At 57.2% G+C, this 19593-nt stretch carries 14 protein-coding genes; 1 reads left to right on the forward strand and 13 read right to left on the reverse strand.

The genetic code is table 11. The features are described 5' to 3' along the window. Positions 1 to 13: 13 nt before the first annotated feature. Together ubiD and rho are read right to left on the reverse strand one after the other, a co-directional pair. Positions 14 to 1510: a 4-hydroxy-3-polyprenylbenzoate decarboxylase gene (gene ubiD, locus ELY25_RS07910; protein ID WP_126950724.1), complete on the reverse strand. Its 1497-nt coding sequence runs from the start codon at positions 1508 to 1510 to the stop codon at positions 14 to 16. Between the two features lie 42 nt (positions 1511 to 1552). After that, on the reverse strand, positions 1553 to 2812 hold the full coding sequence (gene rho, locus ELY25_RS07915; protein WP_126950838.1) for a transcription termination factor Rho: 1260 nt from the start codon (positions 2810 to 2812) through the stop codon (positions 1553 to 1555). Between the two features lie 639 nt (positions 2813 to 3451). Between rho and ppx the strand changes: the two genes are divergently transcribed. After that, positions 3452 to 4993 (forward strand): exopolyphosphatase, encoded by a 1542-nt coding sequence (gene ppx, locus ELY25_RS07920; protein WP_126950725.1) that lies wholly within the window; start codon positions 3452 to 3454, stop codon positions 4991 to 4993. An 18-nt stretch (positions 4994 to 5011) separates the two neighbouring features. Here ppx and tilS read toward each other — a convergent pair whose 3' ends face one another. From tilS to rseP, 11 genes are all read right to left on the reverse strand, one after another. Next, positions 5012 to 6292 (reverse strand): tRNA lysidine(34) synthetase TilS, encoded by a 1281-nt coding sequence (gene tilS, locus ELY25_RS07925; RefSeq protein WP_126950726.1) that lies wholly within the window; start codon positions 6290 to 6292, stop codon positions 5012 to 5014. Beyond that, on the reverse strand, positions 6273 to 7226 hold the full coding sequence (gene accA, locus ELY25_RS07930; protein ID WP_126950727.1) for an acetyl-CoA carboxylase carboxyl transferase subunit alpha: 954 nt from the start codon (positions 7224 to 7226) through the stop codon (positions 6273 to 6275). Before accA ends, tilS begins: the two co-directional genes overlap by 20 nt. 142 nt (positions 7227 to 7368) lie before the next feature. Continuing rightward, a complete protein-coding gene (gene dnaE / locus ELY25_RS07935; protein ID WP_126950728.1) occupies positions 7369 to 10875 on the reverse strand; it encodes a DNA polymerase III subunit alpha in 3507 nt (1168 codons plus the stop codon). 44 nt (positions 10876 to 10919) lie between these two features. Continuing rightward, on the reverse strand, positions 10920 to 11537 hold the full coding sequence (rnhB, locus tag ELY25_RS07940; protein WP_126950729.1) for a ribonuclease HII: 618 nt from the start codon (positions 11535 to 11537) through the stop codon (positions 10920 to 10922). After that, positions 11527 to 12699 carry a lipid-A-disaccharide synthase gene (gene lpxB / locus ELY25_RS07945; protein WP_126950730.1) on the reverse strand — a complete coding sequence of 391 codons (1173 nt, stop codon included), beginning with the start codon at positions 12697 to 12699 and terminating at the stop codon, positions 11527 to 11529. The genes rnhB and lpxB overlap by 11 nt, the downstream gene beginning before the upstream one ends. A gap of 13 nt (positions 12700 to 12712) precedes the next feature. Next, positions 12713 to 13480, reverse strand: a complete 768-nt coding sequence (gene lpxA, locus ELY25_RS07950; RefSeq protein WP_126950731.1) for an acyl-ACP--UDP-N-acetylglucosamine O-acyltransferase — start codon at positions 13478 to 13480, stop codon at positions 12713 to 12715. Then, complete coding sequence (gene fabZ / locus ELY25_RS07955) at positions 13477 to 13920, reverse strand: 3-hydroxyacyl-ACP dehydratase FabZ (RefSeq protein ID WP_126950732.1); 444 nt, start codon at positions 13918 to 13920, stop codon at positions 13477 to 13479. The genes lpxA and fabZ overlap by 4 nt, the downstream gene beginning before the upstream one ends. A 134-nt stretch (positions 13921 to 14054) precedes the next feature. After that, positions 14055 to 15092, reverse strand: coding sequence for a UDP-3-O-(3-hydroxymyristoyl)glucosamine N-acyltransferase (gene lpxD, locus ELY25_RS07960; RefSeq protein ID WP_126950733.1), 1038 nt, complete (start codon positions 15090 to 15092; stop codon positions 14055 to 14057). Between the two features lie 56 nt (positions 15093 to 15148). Continuing rightward, entirely contained in the window at positions 15149 to 15655 is a 507-nt protein-coding gene (locus ELY25_RS07965) for an OmpH/Skp family outer membrane protein (RefSeq protein WP_126950734.1), read from the reverse strand. Positions 15656 to 15715: 60 nt separating this feature from the next. Continuing rightward, complete coding sequence (gene bamA / locus ELY25_RS07970) at positions 15716 to 18067, reverse strand: outer membrane protein assembly factor BamA (protein WP_422822376.1); 2352 nt, start codon at positions 18065 to 18067, stop codon at positions 15716 to 15718. Positions 18068 to 18167: 100 nt separating this feature from the next. Continuing rightward, complete coding sequence (gene rseP / locus ELY25_RS07975) at positions 18168 to 19526, reverse strand: RIP metalloprotease RseP (protein ID WP_126950735.1); 1359 nt, start codon at positions 19524 to 19526, stop codon at positions 18168 to 18170. Positions 19527 to 19593: the final 67 nt, after the last annotated feature.

Consider the following 19593-nt stretch of genomic DNA (forward strand, 5'->3'; position numbering starts at 1 on the left):
GTGGGCGGCAGTATCAGCCGCCATGGCGAGGGGCGGGTAGCGGAATATCGATCCCCAGTTCTTCCCAGCGCTCGTTCACACGGTTTTTTACCGCTTCGTCCATCACAATGGGAGTACCCCACTCGCGATCGGTCTCTCCCGGCCACTTATTGGTCGCATCCAGACCCATCTTGGAACCCAGCCCTGATACGGGGGAGGCGAAATCCAGATAATCGATAGGCGTATTCTCAACCATAACCGTATCCCGGGCCGGGTCCATACGTGTAGTGATCGCCCAGATCACGTCTTCCCAGTTGCGCGCGTCCACATCGTCATCCAGCACGATCACGAACTTGGTGTACATGAACTGACGCAGAAAGCTCCATACGCCCATCATCACGCGCTTGGCGTGCCCGGGGTACTGCTTCTTCATGGTGACGACCGCCATGCGGTACGAGCACCCTTCCGGGGGAAGGTAGAAATCGACGATCTCCGGGAACTGCTTGCAGAGAATGGGCACGAACACTTCGTTAAGCGCCAAGCCCAGAACCGCCGGCTCATCCGGAGGCCTTCCGGTATAGGTGGAGTGATAGATCGCATCCCGGCGCATGGTCATGCGCGTGACGGTGAAGACCGGGAAGTGATCCACCTCGTTGTAGTAACCGGTGTGGTCGCCATAGGGGCCTTCCGGTGCCATATCATCAGGATGGATAAAGCCTTCCAGAATGATCTCACTAGAGGCCGGGACTTCAAGGTCTGAATGGCCGCACTTGACGAGCTCAGTACGCGAGCCGCGCAATAGCCCGGCAAACGCGTACTCGGAAAGAGAATCGGGAACCGGGGTAACGGCGGCCAGAATGGTGGCTGGATCCGCACCGAGGGCCACGGCCACCGGGAACGGCTCGCCGGGGTGAGCTTTCTGAAATTCGAGGAAGTCCAGCGCCCCGCCACGGTGCGAGAGCCAGCGCATGATCAGTCGGTTCTTGCCGATCTTCTGCTGACGGTAAATACCCAGGTTCTGGCGCTTTTTATGCGGCCCTCGGGTAATCACCAGAGGCCAGGTAACCAGCGGCGCGGCGTCACCCGGCCAGCAGTGCTGAATGGGCAGCAGGCCAAGGTCGACCTCGTCACCTTCATACACGACTTCCTGCACTGGGGCGCGCTTGACGCTTTTGGGCCCCATGCTGAGCACCTGCTTGAAGATGGGCAGCTTATCCCAGGCGTCTTTCAAGCCCTTGGGCGGGTCCGGCTCTTTCAGAAACGCCAGGAGCTTGCCTACTTCACGCAGCGCCTCGACCGACTCCTGGCCCATCCCCAGCGCCACACGCTTGGGCGTACCGAAAAGATTGCCCAGAAGCGGCATATCGTGACCCTTCACATTCTCAAAAAGAAGTGCCGGGCCACCGGCACGCAGTGTGCGGTCGCAGATTTCGGTGATTTCCAGGTAAGGATCGACTTCGGCTTGGATACGCTTGAGTTCACCGCGCGCTTCCAGCGCCGCTATGAACTCGCGCAAGTCGTTATACTTCAAGACATACTCCCCGGTGGGCCTGCGCCGCCACGCCGATTGGCGTTAGCGACGCTTCATCGCATCAAAGAACTCAAGGTTCGTCTTGGTATCCTTCAGACGATCGATCAGGAATTCTGTCGCTGCTGTGTCTTCCATGGGGTTGAGCAGCTTGCGCAGAATCCACATGCGCTGCATCTCGTCCTCGGACGCCAGCAAATCTTCACGGCGTGTACCGCTGCGGCGAATGTTAATCGCCGGGAAAACGCGCTTTTCGGCCAGCTTACGGTCAAGGTGCGCTTCCATGTTGCCGGTACCCTTGAACTCCTCGAAGATGACTTCGTCCATCTTGGAGCCGGTATCGACGAGTGCCGTGGCGATGATCGTCAGGCTGCCGCCCTCTTCGATATTACGCGCTGCACCGAAGAAGCGTTTGGGCTTCTCAAGGGCATGGGCGTCAACACCACCGGTGAGTACCTTGCCGGAGCTTGGAACCACGGTGTTGTAGGCACGCGCTAAGCGGGTAATCGAGTCCAGCAGGATGACCACGTCTTTCTTGTGCTCAACCAGACGTTTGGCCTTCTCGATAACCATTTCGGCCACCTGAACGTGGCGTGCCGGCGGCTCGTCAAAGGTAGAGGCAACCACTTCGCCACGCACGGTGCGCGACATTTCGGTCACTTCCTCCGGGCGCTCATCGATCAGCAGCACGATCAGATGACACTCAGGGCTGTTGCGCGTGATAGAGGTGGCGATGTTCTGCAGCATCAGGGTCTTACCCGCCTTGGGCGGAGACACCAGCAGACCACGCTGACCTTTACCGATGGGCGCGGTCAAGTCGATGATACGGGCCGTCAGATCTTCCGTGGAGCCGTTACCGATCTCCATACGCAGACGCTCATCCGGGAAAAGCGGCGTCAGGTTCTCAAAGAGAATCTTATGCTTGGCATTTTCCGGACGGTCAAAGTTGATCTGGCTAACCTTGAGCAGGGCAAAGTAGCGTTCGCCTTCTTTGGGCGGGCGAATCTTGCCGGAAATGGAGTCGCCTTTGCGCAAATTGAAGCGGCGGATCTGCGAGGGCGATACGTAAATATCGTCCGGACCGGCGAGATAGGAGCTGTCAGCGCTGCGCAGGAAGCCAAAGCCATCCTGAAGAATTTCCAGCACACCATCACCATAGATGTCCTCACCGCTTTTGGCGTGTTTCTTGAGGATGGCGAAAATGATGTCCTGCTTGCGCGAACGGGCGAGGTTATCGATACCCATTTCGCGGGCGATATCGAGCAGCTCGGGAACGGATTTTTGCTTGAGTTCAGTGAGATTCATCGGTGTGTTAGAAAATTGCTCATGGAAGCTAGGCGCAAGCGCCGAAATAAGACAGGAGGCGTAGCGTTTAATGATAGGGCTAAGCACCGTGTGATGCGTTCAGACCCCGATAAGGCACATGCTCGAATGAATTACTAAGCGAATGCTAACTCATGGCGGCAATACAGTGAGGCGATGAGTTATTGCTCGGTTCGAGGGTGCTAGCAGCTGTGTGCTCTGACCAGTATAAGAAAAGAACCAGTCAGTAGGTAATCTGACGACTTGGAATTCTGGCTGACGCTATCTGGACAAGTACTTTAGTCAGCATCCGTACTATTCTGGACAAGTGCTATTTAGTCAATACGAATAAACTAATCAATACGCGTTATAAAAAGCATTCTAACAAGCGTTGGAGAAGCATAGTATTAAGTGAATAGAACTTTCAAGAACCGGGATACGTCTGAGGCAACAGCGCCTGAACCCTTACAGCGATGCCATTTTAAAAGAGGTGATCGTAAAATGGCAATATGGCTACACGCCATGTTGGATCGAGCCAGTAGTCCGATGGTAGTCAAGGCCCGCCATAAACGCAAGCGTTTGCCAATTGACAATAACTACCCTGCACCGCAACCTTGGCATAGCCAATACGAAGGATTGCTTATGCCCAAGGATATTTCGTCCCCCCTTACTGCTCCTGCCAGCGAGCTGGAAAGCGCGGCACCCCAGCGCTTAGCCGCCATAGACCTCGGCTCCAACAGTTTTCACCTGCTAGTCGCCAACTATCAGAATGAGCGCCTGCAGGTTGTCGCCCGTCTAGGCGAAAAAGTCCAGCTGGCGGCCGGTCTGGAGGAAGACGGTAAGCTTAACGAAGCCGCCATGCAGCGTGCTTTGGACTGCCTGAGCCGGTTTGCCCCGTTTTTAAGCGATATCGAGAGCCCCAATCTGCGTATCGTGGGCACCAATGCACTTCGTGACGCTCAGAACAGTCAGGCATTTATTGAGCGTGCTGAAGCCCAGCTAGGCCATGCCATCGAGATTATTGCTGGTCGCGAAGAAGCCCGGCTTATCTATCTGGGTGCTGCACATGCCCTGGCCGAGACAGGTCGTCGATTGATCGTCGATATTGGTGGTGGCTCCACAGAGTTTATCATTGGCGAAGAGTTCGAACCCAAGGCGCTTGAAAGTCTGCGCATGGGCTGTGTCACCTTTACCAGCCGCTTTTTCCCTGATGGCGAGCTTAGCGAAAAACGCATGCGCCGTGCAGAGCTTGCCGCGTTATCAGAACTTGCCCATATCCAGCGCCCTTACCAACGTCTGGGCTGGGAAGACCCGGTTGGCTCCAGCGGCACGATCAAGGCGGCTGCCAGCGTTCTGTTGGCCTACGGCGATACGCCTAATGAAGGTGTGATTACCCGCAGCGGCTTGAAAAAACTGCGTGAACGGCTACTTAAATGCAAACACTTGGATAAGGTGGAGCTGGAGGGATTGAAGCCGGACCGCGCCAGGGTATTCCCGGCAGGGATCGCGATTTTAGGCGCCGTTTTCGAGGCATTCGAGCTTGAGCAGATGCGCTACGCCGACGGCGCCCTGCGCGAAGGCGTGCTTTACGATATGGCCGGACGCAACAGCGCCGAGGATACCCGCTCCAAAAGCCTGGAGGTTCTCAAGCGAATCTACGATGTAGATACCCGTCAGGCGGATAACGTCGCCGATACCGCCCTGCGCCTGTTTCAGCAGGTCAAGCGCCCCTGGTCGTTAACCCATGAGCATGGCCACTACCTGCAGTGGGCCAGCCACATGCATGAAATTGGCCTGGCAATTTCCCATAGCCAGTTTCACCGCCACGGCGCGTATCTGTTGGAACACTCCGATCTGGCCGGTTTTTCACGCCCAGAGCAGTACCAGCTAGCCTTTCTGGTGCGCGCTCACCGGCGCAAATTTCCGCTCAAAGAGTGGCAGGCGCTCCCCAAAGCGCAGCAGCCCCATAGTGCCAAGCTTGCACAGCTTCTGCGCCTGGCGGTGCTGCTCAACCATTCGCGCCCGGAAAGCGCGCCACCGCTGCCCAAGATCAGCGCTAACGCAACGGGCCTGACGCTGACACTGCCGGCAGGCGAAGAACCTACCCTGTTCAGCACCGACATCGAGCAGGAACAAGCTTATATGGCGGCAGCCGGGTTTACCCTGAACGTGATTCAGGCGTAACTCAGAAAAGCGACGCGGCTACATCGCTATCCGTGTGATGGTGACATCTGCCGCCTGCCAGAGCACTCTGGCGGGCGGTCCGATCACGCCCAGGCAGGTATCATCTCGCATGACCATGATGAGCCGTTCGCGCTCCCAAGGCGGTATATTCGCTTCCTGGAGAAGGCGTTTGACATCACGACGCCCTCGTTGGGTCAGCGCAATCACCTCCCCTCCCTGGCGCCAGCGAAGCGTCAGGGGCGTTTGCGTCGGCACGGCAAGTTCAAGGACGCCTAATGGCGTCTCAAGGCCTGGCAGGCCATCCCATGTATGCTGCCATGGAGGCAAGGGTTGCAGCGGCGCCATAATATAGAGTTGCTTGCGCCACACACGAGCCTCGGCACCCGGCCAGCTAACCTGCACATTGGCGTCAACCGCCGCCGACAACTGCTCCAAAAGGGCTTCCAGGCGCCGTTTTGGCGGCGTTGGCAAGTGCTGTTGCTGACACAGGGTACGCACCAATAACCGCTGACGCGGCCGCGAGCGCGTGGCGAGCACAGCGGCGTCAATACACCCGGCACTTAACCGCAGCGTATCAAGCTCCGCCTTTGCATATTCAATCAACAGCGCGTCCGCCTCACCGGCATGGGCAGCACTTTGGGCAAGCGCCCCGCTTGCATGCGGCCAGCGGCCTTCAAGGGTTGGGATTACCGCATGGCGTAATCGGTTACGATCAATCGCCAGATCACGGTTGGTAGGGTCTTCACACCACCGAAGGGCTAACGCATGGGCGCAGGCTTCAAGGTGTTTACGGCTAACCGATAGCCAAGGGCGAATAAAGCAAAGACCTTGCGCTTCACGACGGTAAGGCATACCTGCCAAGCCCCGAATGCCGCTGCCGCGCAGCGCGGCTAGCAGCAGCGTTTCCGCCTGATCATCCTGATGTTGCGCCAGCCAGACACAATCACCTGCCGGGATATGCTCGTAAAACGCCGCGTAACGCGCCTGACGTGCCGCCGCTTCAATGCCGCCATCACACGGGTTAACCGATACATGTACCACCGCCAGAGGCACGTCAAGGCTCTTACACAGCGCCTGGCAATGCTGTTCAAAGTTGTCTGCTGCGGTTTGTAATCCGTGATGGATATGGATGGCCCGAAGCGAGCGCTCTGCTCGGCGGCATACACGGCTTGCCAGATGCACCAGCAGCGATGAATCAAGCCCGCCTGAAAGGGCCACCCAAACAGAGCGCCCCGGCGGGGTTACCGCCAGGGCGCCGTTCAGCAAGCGTTCAAGCGGTTCAAGCCGCTGGGGCGCCATAGCTCATCAGACGTTTGTAGCGACGCTCCAAGAGCGCGTCGGTATCCAGCGCCTGCAGGCGCTCGAGACTCGCGGTCAGCGTCTCTTTGACCCGCTCGGCGGTGGCCTGCGGGTGGCGGTGTGCGCCGCCCAGCGGCTCTTTGATCAGGGTATCCACAAAGCCCAGCTCTTTAAGGCGCTCGGCGGTGATGCCCATGGCCTGCGCCGCATCGGAAGCTTTCTCGGCGCTTTTCCACAAGATAGAGGCGCAACCTTCCGGCGAAATAACCGAGTAGGTGGAGTACTGCAGCATGTTCAGTTCGTCGCACACGCCAATTGCCAGTGCTCCGCCCGAACCGCCCTCACCCACTACGGTGGAGATAATCGGCGTTTTCAGACGCGACATGACCGCGAGGTTATAAGCGATAGCCTCGCTTTGTCCACGCTCTTCCGCATCGATACCCGGGTAGGCGCCGGGGGTATCGATAAAGGTCAGAATCGGCATTTTAAAGCGCTCGGCCATTTCCATCAGGCGGCACGCCTTGCGATAGCCTTCCGGGCGCGGCATGCCAAAGTTGCGGCGCACCTTCTCTTTAACATCGCGCCCTTTCTGATGGCCAATCACCATCACAGGCTTGTCGTTCAAGCGTGCCACACCGCCTACCAGGGCGGCATCGTCGGCGAAATTACGGTCGCCATGCAGCTCGTCAAAATCGCTGAACACGTACTCAAGATAATCCAGCGTATAGGGGCGCTGAGGATGACGCGACAGCTGAGAGACCTGCCAGGGAGTCAAATCCTTGAAGATCGATTCTGTCTGCTTGCGACTTTTCTCCTCCAACCGGGATATCTCGTCGGAGAGATTAACGCTGTCGGAGCTGACCAAACGCAGCTCCTCAATTTTTGCCTGAAGTTCGGCAATGGGCTGTTCAAAATCGAGATAATTAGGATTCATCGGCTTTGCCTATAAGCTGCCTATTAAAAAAAAAGAAGCCTTGTCGAAACGAGCATCTGATGGGGCTATTATCGCACCCTGACCCTGCCACGCAAGGTAATGCCCGCTCAATTAAATTGCCCGCCGCTATTCACGACCGGGCTTAGCGATAGCGAAGCTGAACGCCCGCCTGCCCCTCCACGTCGCGCAGCGCGAGCAACAGGCCATCGCTGGGCGCGACTTTCCACTCATCAGAAAGCTCTAGCCAGCCAACCGCGTCAACATGGCGATACTGTACCCGTACCGGCAAACCGTCGCTGCTGCGGTAGGGCGTCAGGCTATCGCGCAGACTTTCCACCAGACGCCCGTTGATATGCTCGGCGTTCAGCGCAAGCTCTACCGCCTGGCCGTAGCGGATACGCGCGGTGACCATGGGCGTGACATCTTTGCCCCGCAGCCTGAGGCCGCCGGAGAAGTCGTCACTGGACACCTCGCCTTCAACGATCAGCACCTGGTCAGACTCGATCTGACCGCGCAGCTGCTCGAACATTTCACCAAAAAGCGATGCTTCAATGCGACCGGTGCGATCATCCAGGGTGATAAACGCCATGGTATCGCCGCGCTTAGATTTCATGGTGCGCATCGCCACCACCAACCCGGCTACTCGCTGAGGCTCGCGGGAGGGCTTTAGATCGCTGATCCGGGTTGATACGAAACGTTTCAGCTCCCGCTCGTACTCGTCAATGGGGTGCCCGGTCAGATACAACCCGAGAGTGTCTTTTTCACCGGAAAGACGCTCGCGATCGGTCCATTCGCGTGCCCCCAGGTAGTCCGCATACACGTTGGCCTGTTCATCCTCGGGGTCGGCAAACGCCTCGCCGAACATGTCCAGCATGCCAAGGCTCTGGTTGGTGTGGTTCTGGGCGGCGGCTTTTAGTGCGTCTTCCATGGAGGCCGCCAGCACTGCCCGGTTAGGGCCAAGGTTGTCCAGGGCGCCTGAGCGAATCAGCGCCTCAAGCGTGCGCTTGTTCATGCGCTTGGGGTCAAGCCGACGGCAGAAATCGAATAGGTCGGTAAAAGGTCCACCGGTTTCCCGCGCTTCAACAATCGCCCCAATGGGGCCTTCACCTACGCCACGAATCGCCCCCAGGCCGTAAACCACGCGGCCTTCGGTATCCACGGTAAACTTGTAGCCACCTACGTTTACGTCCGGAGGAGTGACGGTCAGCTTGAGATTTCGACACTCCTCGATTAACGGCACTACCTTGTCCAGGTTGTCCATTTCAGTGGACATTACCGCAGCCATAAAGGGCCCGGGGTAGTGCGCCTTGAGCCACGCCGTCTGGTAGGAGACCAGGGCGTAGGCGGCCGAGTGTGACTTGTTAAAACCGTAGCCGGCGAATTTTTCCACTAGGTCGAAGATGTTACCGGCAAGGTCTTTATCAATACCGTTTGCCGCGCAACCCTCCATGAAGCCGTCGCGCTGCTTGGCCATCTCTTCGGGTTTTTTCTTACCCATCGCCCGACGCAGCATATCGGCCTGGCCCAGGGTATAGCCTGCCATCACCTGAGCGATCTGCATGACCTGCTCCTGGTACAGGATAATCCCGTAGGTCGGCGCAAGTACCGGCTTCAACAGCTCGTGCTGGTAATCCGGGTGTGGATAAGAGACTTCTGCGCGGCCGTGCTTCCGGTTGATAAAGTCGTCCACCATGCCGGACTGCAAGGGCCCGGGGCGGAACAACGCCACCAAAGCGATCATGTCATCCAGCGAATCAGGCAATAGGCGTTTGATCAGTTCCTTCATACCGCGGGATTCAAGCTGGAATACAGCGGTAGTTTCGGCGCGCTTGAGCATCTCGAACGTCTTGCCATCATCCAGCGGAATGGCGTCGATATTGAGCGGTGCCTGGTCGTGCACTGCACGCACCTTATCGACCATTTCCAGCGCCCAATCGATAATGGTCAAGGTACGCAGGCCCAGGAAGTCGAACTTGACCAGCCCCGCGTCTTCGATATCGTTTTTATCAAACTGAACGACCAGCCCGTTACCGTTTTCATCGCACAGAAGCGGCGAGAAATCAGTCAGCTTGGTGGGCGCAATGACCACGCCCCCCGCGTGCTTGCCGGTGCCGCGCGTCGTGCCCTCAAGCTTGAGCGCCATCTCCCAGATCTCTTCGGCCTCGTCATCGTTCTCGATGAACTCCTTGAGCGCAGGCTCCTGCTCGATCGCCTTGCTAAGGGTCATGCCCACTTCAAAGGGAATCAGCTTGGAGAGCTTGTCGCCCAGCGAATAGGGCCGCCCCTGGGCACGCGCCACATCACGCACCACCGCTTTTGCCGCCATGGTGCCGAAGGTGACGATCTGGGATACCGCATCGCGCCCGTAGCGCTCGGCCACGTACTCAATCACCTTGTCGCGCTTTTCCATGCAGAAATCGACGTCAAAGTCGGGCATGGAAACACGTTCGGGATTCAGGAACCGCTCGAACAGCAGGTCATAGCCAATCGGATCAAGGTCGGTAATCTTTTGCGCGTAGGCCACCAGCGACCCGGCACCGGAACCCCGCCCAGGGCCCACCGGTACGTCGTTATCCTTGGCCCACTGGATAAAGTCCATCACGATCAGGAAGTAGCCGGGAAAGCCCATCTGGATGATAACGTTAAGCTCGAACTCCAGCCGCTCGCGGTAGCGCTGGTCGATGGCTTTATACTCATCGCTATCACGGGGGTAGCGTTCGGCCGGGAACAGAAAGTCGAGACGATCCGTCAGGCCATCGTGGGAAACCTTACGGAAAAACTCATCCTGGGTCATGCCCTCGGGAATTTCGAACTCGGGCAAGAATATCTCGCCCAGACGCACATCCACGCTGCAGCGCTCGGCAATCATCACGCTGTTTTCCAGCGCCTCGGGGATATCCGAGAACAGTGCGGCCATTTCCTCAGGGCTTTTCAGGTACTGCTCTTCGGTGTAGCGGCGCTCGCGGCGCGGGTCATCCAGCGCCTTGCCTTCACCGATAGCAACGCGCGTTTCGTGGGCCCAGAAGTCGTCGCGCTCAAGAAAGCGTACATCGTTGGTGGCTACCACCGGGGTGCCGGTATCTAGGGCCAGCTTGACGCTGGCATGAACGCAAGCTTCTTCCAACGGCCGGCCGGTGCGGGTCAGCTCCAGATAGAAGCGCTCCGGGAATGCGGCCTGCCACTCCTCAAGGAGCATGCGCGCTTCGCGCTCGTGATCCGAGAGCAGGTGGCGGCCTATATCGCCCTCCCGCCCACCGGACAGCGCAATCAGGCCGTCACTTTGTTCAAGCACCCAGCGCTTGTCCAAAATGGCCCGCCCCTGACGCTGGCCGTGGGTCCAGCCCTTGGAGATCAGCTCGGTCAGGTTGCGATAGCCATCGGCGTTCATCGCCAAAAGTGTGATGCGATAAGGGTGGGCGTCGTCATGCGGGTTGGTGAGCCACAGATCGCTGCCGATAATCGGCTTTAGACCGGCCCCCTGTGCGGCTTTATAAAACTTTACCAGGCCAAACAGATTTGTCTCGTCAGTTAGCGCCAACGCAGGCATGCCGCGCTCAGCGGTGGTGCTGACCAGGGACTTAAGTTTTACCAAGCCGTCGACCAGGGAGTATTCACTGTGCAAACGTAGATGAACAAACGGTACCGTCATGACACTCTCGGTAAAATCTCGGTAAAAAGAAACGGGCTTATGGCTTACAACAGAGCTAGCTGACGCTGCACAGGCGCAAAGCTGCGGCGGTGCTCGGCGAGCGGCCCATGGGCCGCCAGCGCCTCAAGGTGTTGTTGGGTTGGATAACCCTTGTGGCGCGCAAAACCATACTCAGGATAGCGCATATCCAACTCGACCATTTGGGCATCGCGCGCTACCTTGGCAAGAATCGATGCCGCGGCAATCGCTGGATGACGCGCATCGCCTTTGACCACTGCCTGACCCGGTAAAACGTGCCCCGGCAACCGGTTGCCATCTACCAGCAAATACTCGGCAGCAGGGGCTAAACCGTCAATGGCGCGGCGCATCGCCAGATGCGTGGCGTGGTAGATATTGAGCTGGTCGACTTCGGCGGCGCTGGCCTCGGCCACCACAAACGCCAACGCCTGCTCGCGAATCTGCACATCTAACGCTTCACGCTTGCGGGCGGTCAGCTTTTTAGAGTCGGCCAGCCCGTCAATGGGGCGCGTAGGGTCAAGAATCACCGCTGCGGCCACGACGCTACCGATTAATGGCCCACGCCCGACTTCATCGACCCCGGCCAAGCGCTCACCCATATAGGCGATTTCAAGCGGCGGAAAGTTGCTTGGTTTAGCTGGCATGGTCATTCTCCAATGGCTGGCCGAGCGCGATGGCGGTTATCGCCTCAGCGGCGCGTCGACTGGCATCGCGCTGCAAGTTGGCATGCATCGTGGCAAAGAGGGCCTCTAGCGCCAGGCGTGCTTCGTGATCGCTAAGCAGCTCATGAAGCTGGTCCGCAATGGCCTCAGGCGTCGCCGCATCCTGGATAAGTTCGGGCACTACGCTTTGCTGAGCGATCAGATTAGGTAGCGATACCCACTGGGTTTTCACCATACGCTTGGCAAGCCAATGCGTAGCGGGCGCCATCTTGTACGCGACCAGCATCGCCCGGTGACACAGCATGGCTTCAAGCGCGGCGGTCCCGGACGCCAGAAGTACGGCATCACTGGCGACCATCGCCTCTCGCGCCTGACCATTCAGCAGCTGTACACGCTCGACAAGCGTTGGATAGTGAGACAAGAGCGCCTGGATTTCGTCATGACGCAGCGCTGAAGCAGCCGGAACCACAACCTTTAGCGTGGCGTGACGCTGGCACAGCAGCTCAGCGGCGGCTAAAAACGTATGACCCAGGAAACGTATTTCATTGCCCCGCGAGCCTGGCAATAACGCAAGCACCGGCGCGTCTTCATCAAAGCCGAGCGCCTGGCGCGTTGCGACGCGATCGTTTTCAAGCGGCAGCTCATCAGCAAGCGGGTGGCCAACAAAGGCAACGGGCACCTGATGCTCGCGATAGAAGTCGGCCTCAAAGGGCAGCAGCGTGAGCATGCCATCCACCGATTGGGCAATCCCCTTCACCCGGCCTTGTCGCCATGCCCATACGGAAGGGCTGACATAGTGCGCCGTTTTGATACCCGCACGGCGCAATTGCTTTTCCAGGCCAAGCGTAAAGTCCGGTGCATCAATGCCCACCATGATATCGGGTTGCCAAGCAAGCGCTTCGCGACGCAGCGTGCGGCGCACGCTCACCAGTTCGGGCAGGTGTTTGATTACCTCGACAAGCCCCATCACAGAAAGCGTTTCGAGCGGAAAGCGGCTCTCCATGCCTTCAGCTATCATGCGCGGGCCGCCGATGCCCCGAAACTCAACCTGTGAATGGCGCGCCTTTAGTGCACGCATCAGGCCAGCCCCGAGAATATCTCCCGAAAGCTCGCCTGCGACGAGATAAACGCGCTTCAACGTCATAAGGAAAACATGCTTAGCGGGTAATACCGCGGGTTGAACGCTCGATAGAGGCGGCAAAATGGGCCACTTCGTCTAGATCAAAGCGTGTGCGCATCTCTTCAAGCGCCTGCTCTACCGTTAACCCCTGGCGATAGACCAGCTTGTAGGAAGCACTGAGCGCATTGATGGCCTCACGGCTAAAGCCGCGCCGCTTCAAGCCCACCAGATTAAGCCCGCGCGCTTCGGCAGGGTTACCGTTGATCATGATATAGGCGGGCGTATCCTTGGTAATGATTGAGCCACCGCCTGCCATGGCATGCTCGCCAAAATGACAGAACTGATGCACAGCAGACAATCCACCTAAAATGGCGTGATCGCCTAGCGTCACATGGCCTGCAAGCGTTACCTGGTTGGCGAGAATGCAGTCGTTGCCGATTACACAGTCATGGCCGACATGGACATACGCCATGAACAGGTTACGCGAGCCGATAGTGGTTTCACTGCGATCCTGCACGGTGCCGCGGTGAAGTGTAACGCCTTCGCGTACCACGTTGTCGTCACCCATCACCAGCCGGGTAGGCTCGCCTGCATACTTCTTGTCCTGACAATCCTCGCCTACCGAGGCGAACTGGAAAATACGCGTGCGCTTACCCAGCACCGTGGGGCCCTTAACCACCACATGCGGGCCAATGATAGAGCCTTCGCCGATCGTGACGTCAGGCCCAATAACGCTAAAGGCGCCAACCTCAACGTCATCGGCAAGCTGGGCTGCCGGGTCGATCAGTGCAGTAGGGTGTATCAAGCAACCTTCCTCTCAGCGCAAATAATTTCCGCTTCACAGGCAAGCTCACCATCCACCGTCGCACGACAGGCAAACTTCCAGATGCCGCGCTTGCCGCGGATTACATTAGCTTCCAGTGTGAGCTTGTCGCCTGGCATCACGGGACGCTTGAAGCGAACATTGTCACTACCTACCAGATAGTAAACATAGCCATCGGCCGGCAGCTTGTTGACCGTTTTAAAGCCCAGGATACCGCAAACCTGAGCGAGCGCTTCAACGACCAGCACACCCGGCATAATAGGATGATGAGGGAAATGTCCGTTGAAAAAAGGTTCGTTAATGCTAACGTTTTTAAACGCAACGATGGATTCACCTACGGTCAATTCCGTTACTCGATCCACCAGCAAAAAGGGATAGCGGTGGGGCAAGTATTCGCGAATTTCGTTAATATCCATAACCATCGTAACGACCTCAAAAATGAAAAACGCCTGATAATCATCAGGCAAATACCAGCGCCCCGGCTGGTCAAAGGGCAAAGGATTATACCCCGCAGTGATTAAGCCTCAAGTCACTTTCCCAGCAAATAATGTGACCTTTATGTATCACGTGTGTTTTTTTCAAGCCGCGACAAGCGCTTGGCGATATCGTCCAGCTGTTTAAAACGTACCGCATTTTTACGCCACTGGGTGTTACCCATGGCGCCGGTACCGGAGGAGTACACGCCAGGCTTGTGAATCGAATTGGTGACCAGACTCATGCCCGTCACCTGAACCCCATCACAGATCGTCAGATGGCCAGATAAGCCGACGCCGCCGCCCAGCATGCAGTGCTTGCCCACTTTGGTAGACCCGGCAATGCCTACACAGCCAGCCAGCGCACTATGGGCGCCAATAGTGACGTTATGCGCGATCTGCACTTGGCTATCGATCTTGACGTCATCGCCAATTACCGTATCGCCAAGAGCGCCACGGTCAATACTCGAGCAACTGCCCACTTCAACATCATCACCCAGCACAACGCCACCCAGCTGAGCAATCTTGTGCCAGCCTTCTCCATCGTGGGCAAACCCAAAACCATCACCGCCAATCACACAGCCGCTTTGCAGGATCACCCGCTTACCAATTACGACGCCATGGCATACAGTTACATTGGCGTGCAGCCGGGTGCGCTCGCCGATGACGCTATCCGCCCCAACGACGCTTCCCGCGCCAACCACCACGTAATCTCCCAACGTTACCCCTTCTTCCACCACGGCATGAGCCTGAATGGAAACATCCTTACCCAACGCTACATTGTCGGCGACAACGGCGGTTGGATGGATACCAGGCTTATCGCGGGCAGGAAGCGGGTCAAATAGCTGGGAAAGTTTGGCGTAGCCCAGGTAAGGGTTATTCGTCTCCAGACGAGGCACCGGACAGTGTTTGCCATGCTCAGGATGCAGCAGTACAGCGGCTGCCTGGGTCGTGGCCAAATCTTTCAGGTAGGCCCGGTTCGCCAGAAAAGCTACTTGATCGGGCTTGGCCTCCTTAAGAGTCGCTAGGCCGCGAATGGGTTGTTCGGCATCACCTTCAAAGGTAACGCCTAAATGGCGAGCGATGTCCGCAAGGGTGAGGTGATTCAAAGCGTGCGTCATGGGAGCCCAGGAAACAGTGGTGCAGCAAGGCTGCACCGGCAGTCATTAAAGATGAATTACATGGAGTTAAAGATCTGCGTAACCTCTTCGGTTACGTTTGGCAAATCAACTGACGAGTGCAGCACCCCTTGAGGCTCAACCAGCACGTCAATATTATGGCGTGCCAGCACCTGCTCAACCGCCTGCTCGAGCTTGGCTTCAGCACTTTCCAGGAACTGCTGCTCGGAACGCTGCTGCGCCTGGATCACTTCACGACGCAACTGTTCAAAACGACTGCCCTTTTGCTGAAGCTCGGCGATCAATGAGTCGCGCTCGGACTGCGCCATGGTTTCACCATCGCGCTGCAGGCGCTCCTGCAACTGCTGTAGCTCGTTACCCAGGCCCTGGGCTTCACGCTGCTGGCTGCCAATCTGGCCTTCCAGCTGGCTCAGTGAGGTTTGGGCTGACTGAGTATTCATCAAAGCTGCCCGCCAATCCAGCACGGCCACTTCTGCGGCTTGTGCTGCATGAGCCGGCAAAATCATTGCACCAAACAGGCACGCCGCCGCTGTCAGTTTACGCATCGAGTCAACTCCTTGTCATTCAGGCTAGCGCGCACCTCGCAAGTGCGCTCCGTCGCAATATTAGAACGTTTGTCCCAGAGAGAACTGGAAGAACTGCGTATCGTCGCCGCTTTTATCGTTAAGCGGCTCGGCGATGCTAAAGGTCAGTGGCCCGACAGGCGTTAGCCAAGAAAGACCGACGCCCACACTATAACGCAAATCGCCCAGATCCACGCCAGAGCTACACTGCTGGCGCGCCTGATCCTCTTCCAGCACATCGTAGCAGGAACTCAGGAAGGTATTACCCGCATCTACGAACAGCGATGGCTGAACGGAGCGCTGGTTTTCCACAAACGGCATGGGGAAGATAATTTCAGCGCTACCTTCTACCTGTACGTTACCCCCCAGGGTACGGTCGCGGCCACCTTCAACAGACGGCGTTGTCCGCTGACCCAGCGTGTTGGAGGTAAAACCACGTACCGAGCCCAGACCACCCGAGTAAAAATTTTCATAGAAAGGGTAAGGATCGTTGGAATTCAGCGTATTGGCATAGCCCAGGTTACCGCTGAACTTGAGCGCCCAGGTTTCATCATCATTGATCGGGAACAGCTGCTGGGCACGGGCGCGCAGCTTGTAGTACTCGGCATCGCTACCCGGCACGCCCGTTTCAAGCGACAAGCGCTGATAGTTACCGGCCGTGGGCATGATTCCCCGATTAAGGTTGTTGCGCGTCCAGCTGGCGGTCAGCTTAAGGGCCTGCGCATCTTCACCCTCATCATCAACATAGCGGCGAATTTCCGAGGCCGTATCGTTATAGGTTTTGACCGAGATATCTTCGATGCTCGCCCCGAAATTCAGCCGCGACAGCTCACTGATCGGGTAGCCAAAGTTGATACCCGCGCCGTAAGCATCGGTTGAATAGGTAGAAATATCCGAGTCGGCGTAATCGGTTTCACGATAAAACACGTTATAACCGCGGGAAATACCGTCAAGTGTCCAATAAGGATCGGTAAAGGCAAAGTTGACGCTGGTAAAGGTGTCACTGCGCTGGGCGCCAATATTGACGCGGTTACCGGTTCCCAGGAAGTTGTTCTGGGCAAGCCCAACGCCGTAAATAACCCCGGCGCTTTGTGAAAAACCGACACTTGCCGATACCGAGCCCGAGGGTTGCTCTTCAACGTTATAGGTAACGTCCAGCTGGTCGGGCTCGCCGGGAACAGGCTGGGTATTCACTTCTACCTGGCTAAAGAAGCCAAGCCGCTCCAGGCGCTGACGCGACTGGGTAATCGATTCGGTCGATGCCGGGGCACCTTCCATCTGGATCATTTCACGACGCAGCACTTCATCCTGGGTCGTGGTATTACCGTAGAACTCGATACGTCGCACGTAGGTACGCTGACCTGGGTCAACGGCGATGACCAGATCAACGGTCTCACCATCGCCGGCCATTTCTGGGATGCCCTGGATGTCGGCAAATGCAAACCCTTCAGCGCCCAGGCGTTGACGCAGCGCTTCAGTGGAAGCGTTAACCTGCCCGCGCGAGAAGATATCGCCACTATTGATCTCAAGTAGCTCGCGCGCTTCGCTTTCATTGATCTGAAGATCGCCTGCAAAGCGCACGTTGCCTACGCGGTACTGGTTGCCTTCATCGATATTGAGCGTCACGAAGATCTCGGACTTTTCAGGGCCGATGGAAACCTGCGTGGAGGTCACGTCGAAGTTGACGTAGCCACGGTCAAGGTAGAAAGAGCGCAGCCGCTCGATATCACCCGACAGTGCCTCACGGGAATACTCATCGCTTGAGAACCAGCCAAAGAAACGCCCTGGACGGTCGTTTAGCTCAAACACTTCACGCAGTGTTTCATCGTCAAAGTCTTCATTGCCGACGATATTGATTTGCCGAATCTTGGCAACTTCGCCTTCATTGATATTGATATTGACCTGAACGCGACCTTCATCAATCTGCTCGACGTCGGTGGAAATTCGAGCACTGTAACGTCCTTGAGACTGATAGACGCCTTCCAGCTCACGCTGAATCTCTTCAAGCGTTGAAAGTTGCAGCACCTGGCCTTCTGAAAGACCGGATTCGCGCAACCCGTTGCGCAGGTCCTCTTCTTTGAGCTGCTGGTTACCGGTGAGGTTAAGACGGGCAATCGTCGGCCGTTCAACCACCTGGATAACCAGGACGTCGCCTTCACGGGCAAGTGACACGTCTTCAAACAGGCCAGTGGCAAACAGGTCGCGGGCAGCTGACGCTAGCTGCTGTTCGCTAACCCGGTCGTTAGCACTGACAGGAAACGCATTAAAGACCGAGGCGGCGGATACCCGCTGTAGTCCTTCCACACGAATGTCCGAAACATCAAAGGATTGTGCCTGGGCGCCGCTGGCGCCTGCCAGCAAGAGTGCCGCCATTCCAAGGGTCTTGATTTTCATGCAGTCAGTTCGCTCGCGTTGGTCTGCCTATCGTTCCAGATAAGCACCATATACATTTGTGCAGGCAGATGACAAGGCATCCTGCGCGCTACACGCGTCATTACCAAAGGCGCATCAGATCAAAATACAGGGCCATCGCCATCAGGCCGCCCACCATGGCAAGCCCAATACGTAGCCCGATTGCCTGGGTTTGTTCAGAGACCGGCCGCCCACGCACGATTTCGACAAAATAGTAAAGTAAGTGCCCTCCATCGAGCACCGGAATAGGCAATAAATTAAGCACGCCGAGGCTGATGGAGAGATAGGCGAGAAAGCCGACAAACGCTTCAACGCCTGCCCGAGCTGAATCACCTGAAATCTGGGCAATCGTAATCGGGCCTGACAGGTTGGAAGGCGAAATAAGCCCGACCAGCATTTTGCGAATGGCATCTACCGTTAGCAGCACCATGTCACCCGTCCGAGCCAGCGCCTGCCCTACGGCTTCAATGGGTCCGTAGCGAATTTCACGCTGAAGCGACTCAGGCCACGAAACAGGCTCGACGCCTGCACCAATGTACCCAACCTCGCCGCCACTCTCCAGTTGATTGCTACCTGGCGTCAGCGAAAGCTCGCCCTGCTCGTCACCGCGCTGGTAGGTAATACTCAGCGTTTCACCGGCGCTGCGGCGGATCATGGTGACAAACTGCATCCAGTCTGCCACTGGGGTTTCATCAATAGCAACAATGCGATCACCAGTCTGCAGGCCTGCATTAGCCGCCGCTTCGCCCTCTACCACCTGCCCCAGTACGGCCGGAAACTCTGGCTGCCATGGCGTCATACCCAACGACTGCAGCGGCTGCGGCGGGTCCTGGCGAGTTAGGTAATTATCGACTTCAAGCGCGTAAGCACGTTCACTGTTGCTGCCCTCAGAGAGGGCATTGATGGTCAGCGTGCCGCTAAAGCCAATCATCGAGATAAGCTTTAAATTGACCTCTTCCCAGGAGCGAACGGGGTCATTCTGGATGGCAGTAATTTCATCGCCATGAGCAAGGCCTGCTTCTGCCGCCGGGGAATCGGGCAGCACATCACCAACCATCGGGGCGACCGTTGTTGTTCCGTATACGAACAGTGCCCAGTAGGCAACGATGGCCAGCAGAAAGTTTGCCAGTGGTCCGGCCGCGACAATGGCAATGCGCTGCCATACATTTTTACGGTTAAAGGCTTGGTCAAGCTGATCTTCGGGTACGGGCGCTTCGCGCTCATCCAGCATCTTGACGTAGCCGCCCAGCGGAATGGCCGCCACGGCGTACTCCGTACCCTGGCGGTCCACGGTCGACCATAGAGGCTTGCCGAAGCCGACGGAAAAGCGCAGCACCTTGACGCCGCAGCGACGCGCCACCCAGAAGTGGCCAAATTCGTGGAAGGTGATCAACAACCCCAACACGACGATTACCGCTAAAACGTTTTGTAACAGGCCCACAATGAACTCCTTAGCACCATGCACACCAGCCGCTGATGCTTAAGCGACCTACTTGCCTTCCATTATT

This window comes from Vreelandella populi (assembly GCF_003989825.1).
GTDB classification, from domain to species: Bacteria; Pseudomonadota; Gammaproteobacteria; order Pseudomonadales; family Halomonadaceae; genus Vreelandella; species Vreelandella populi.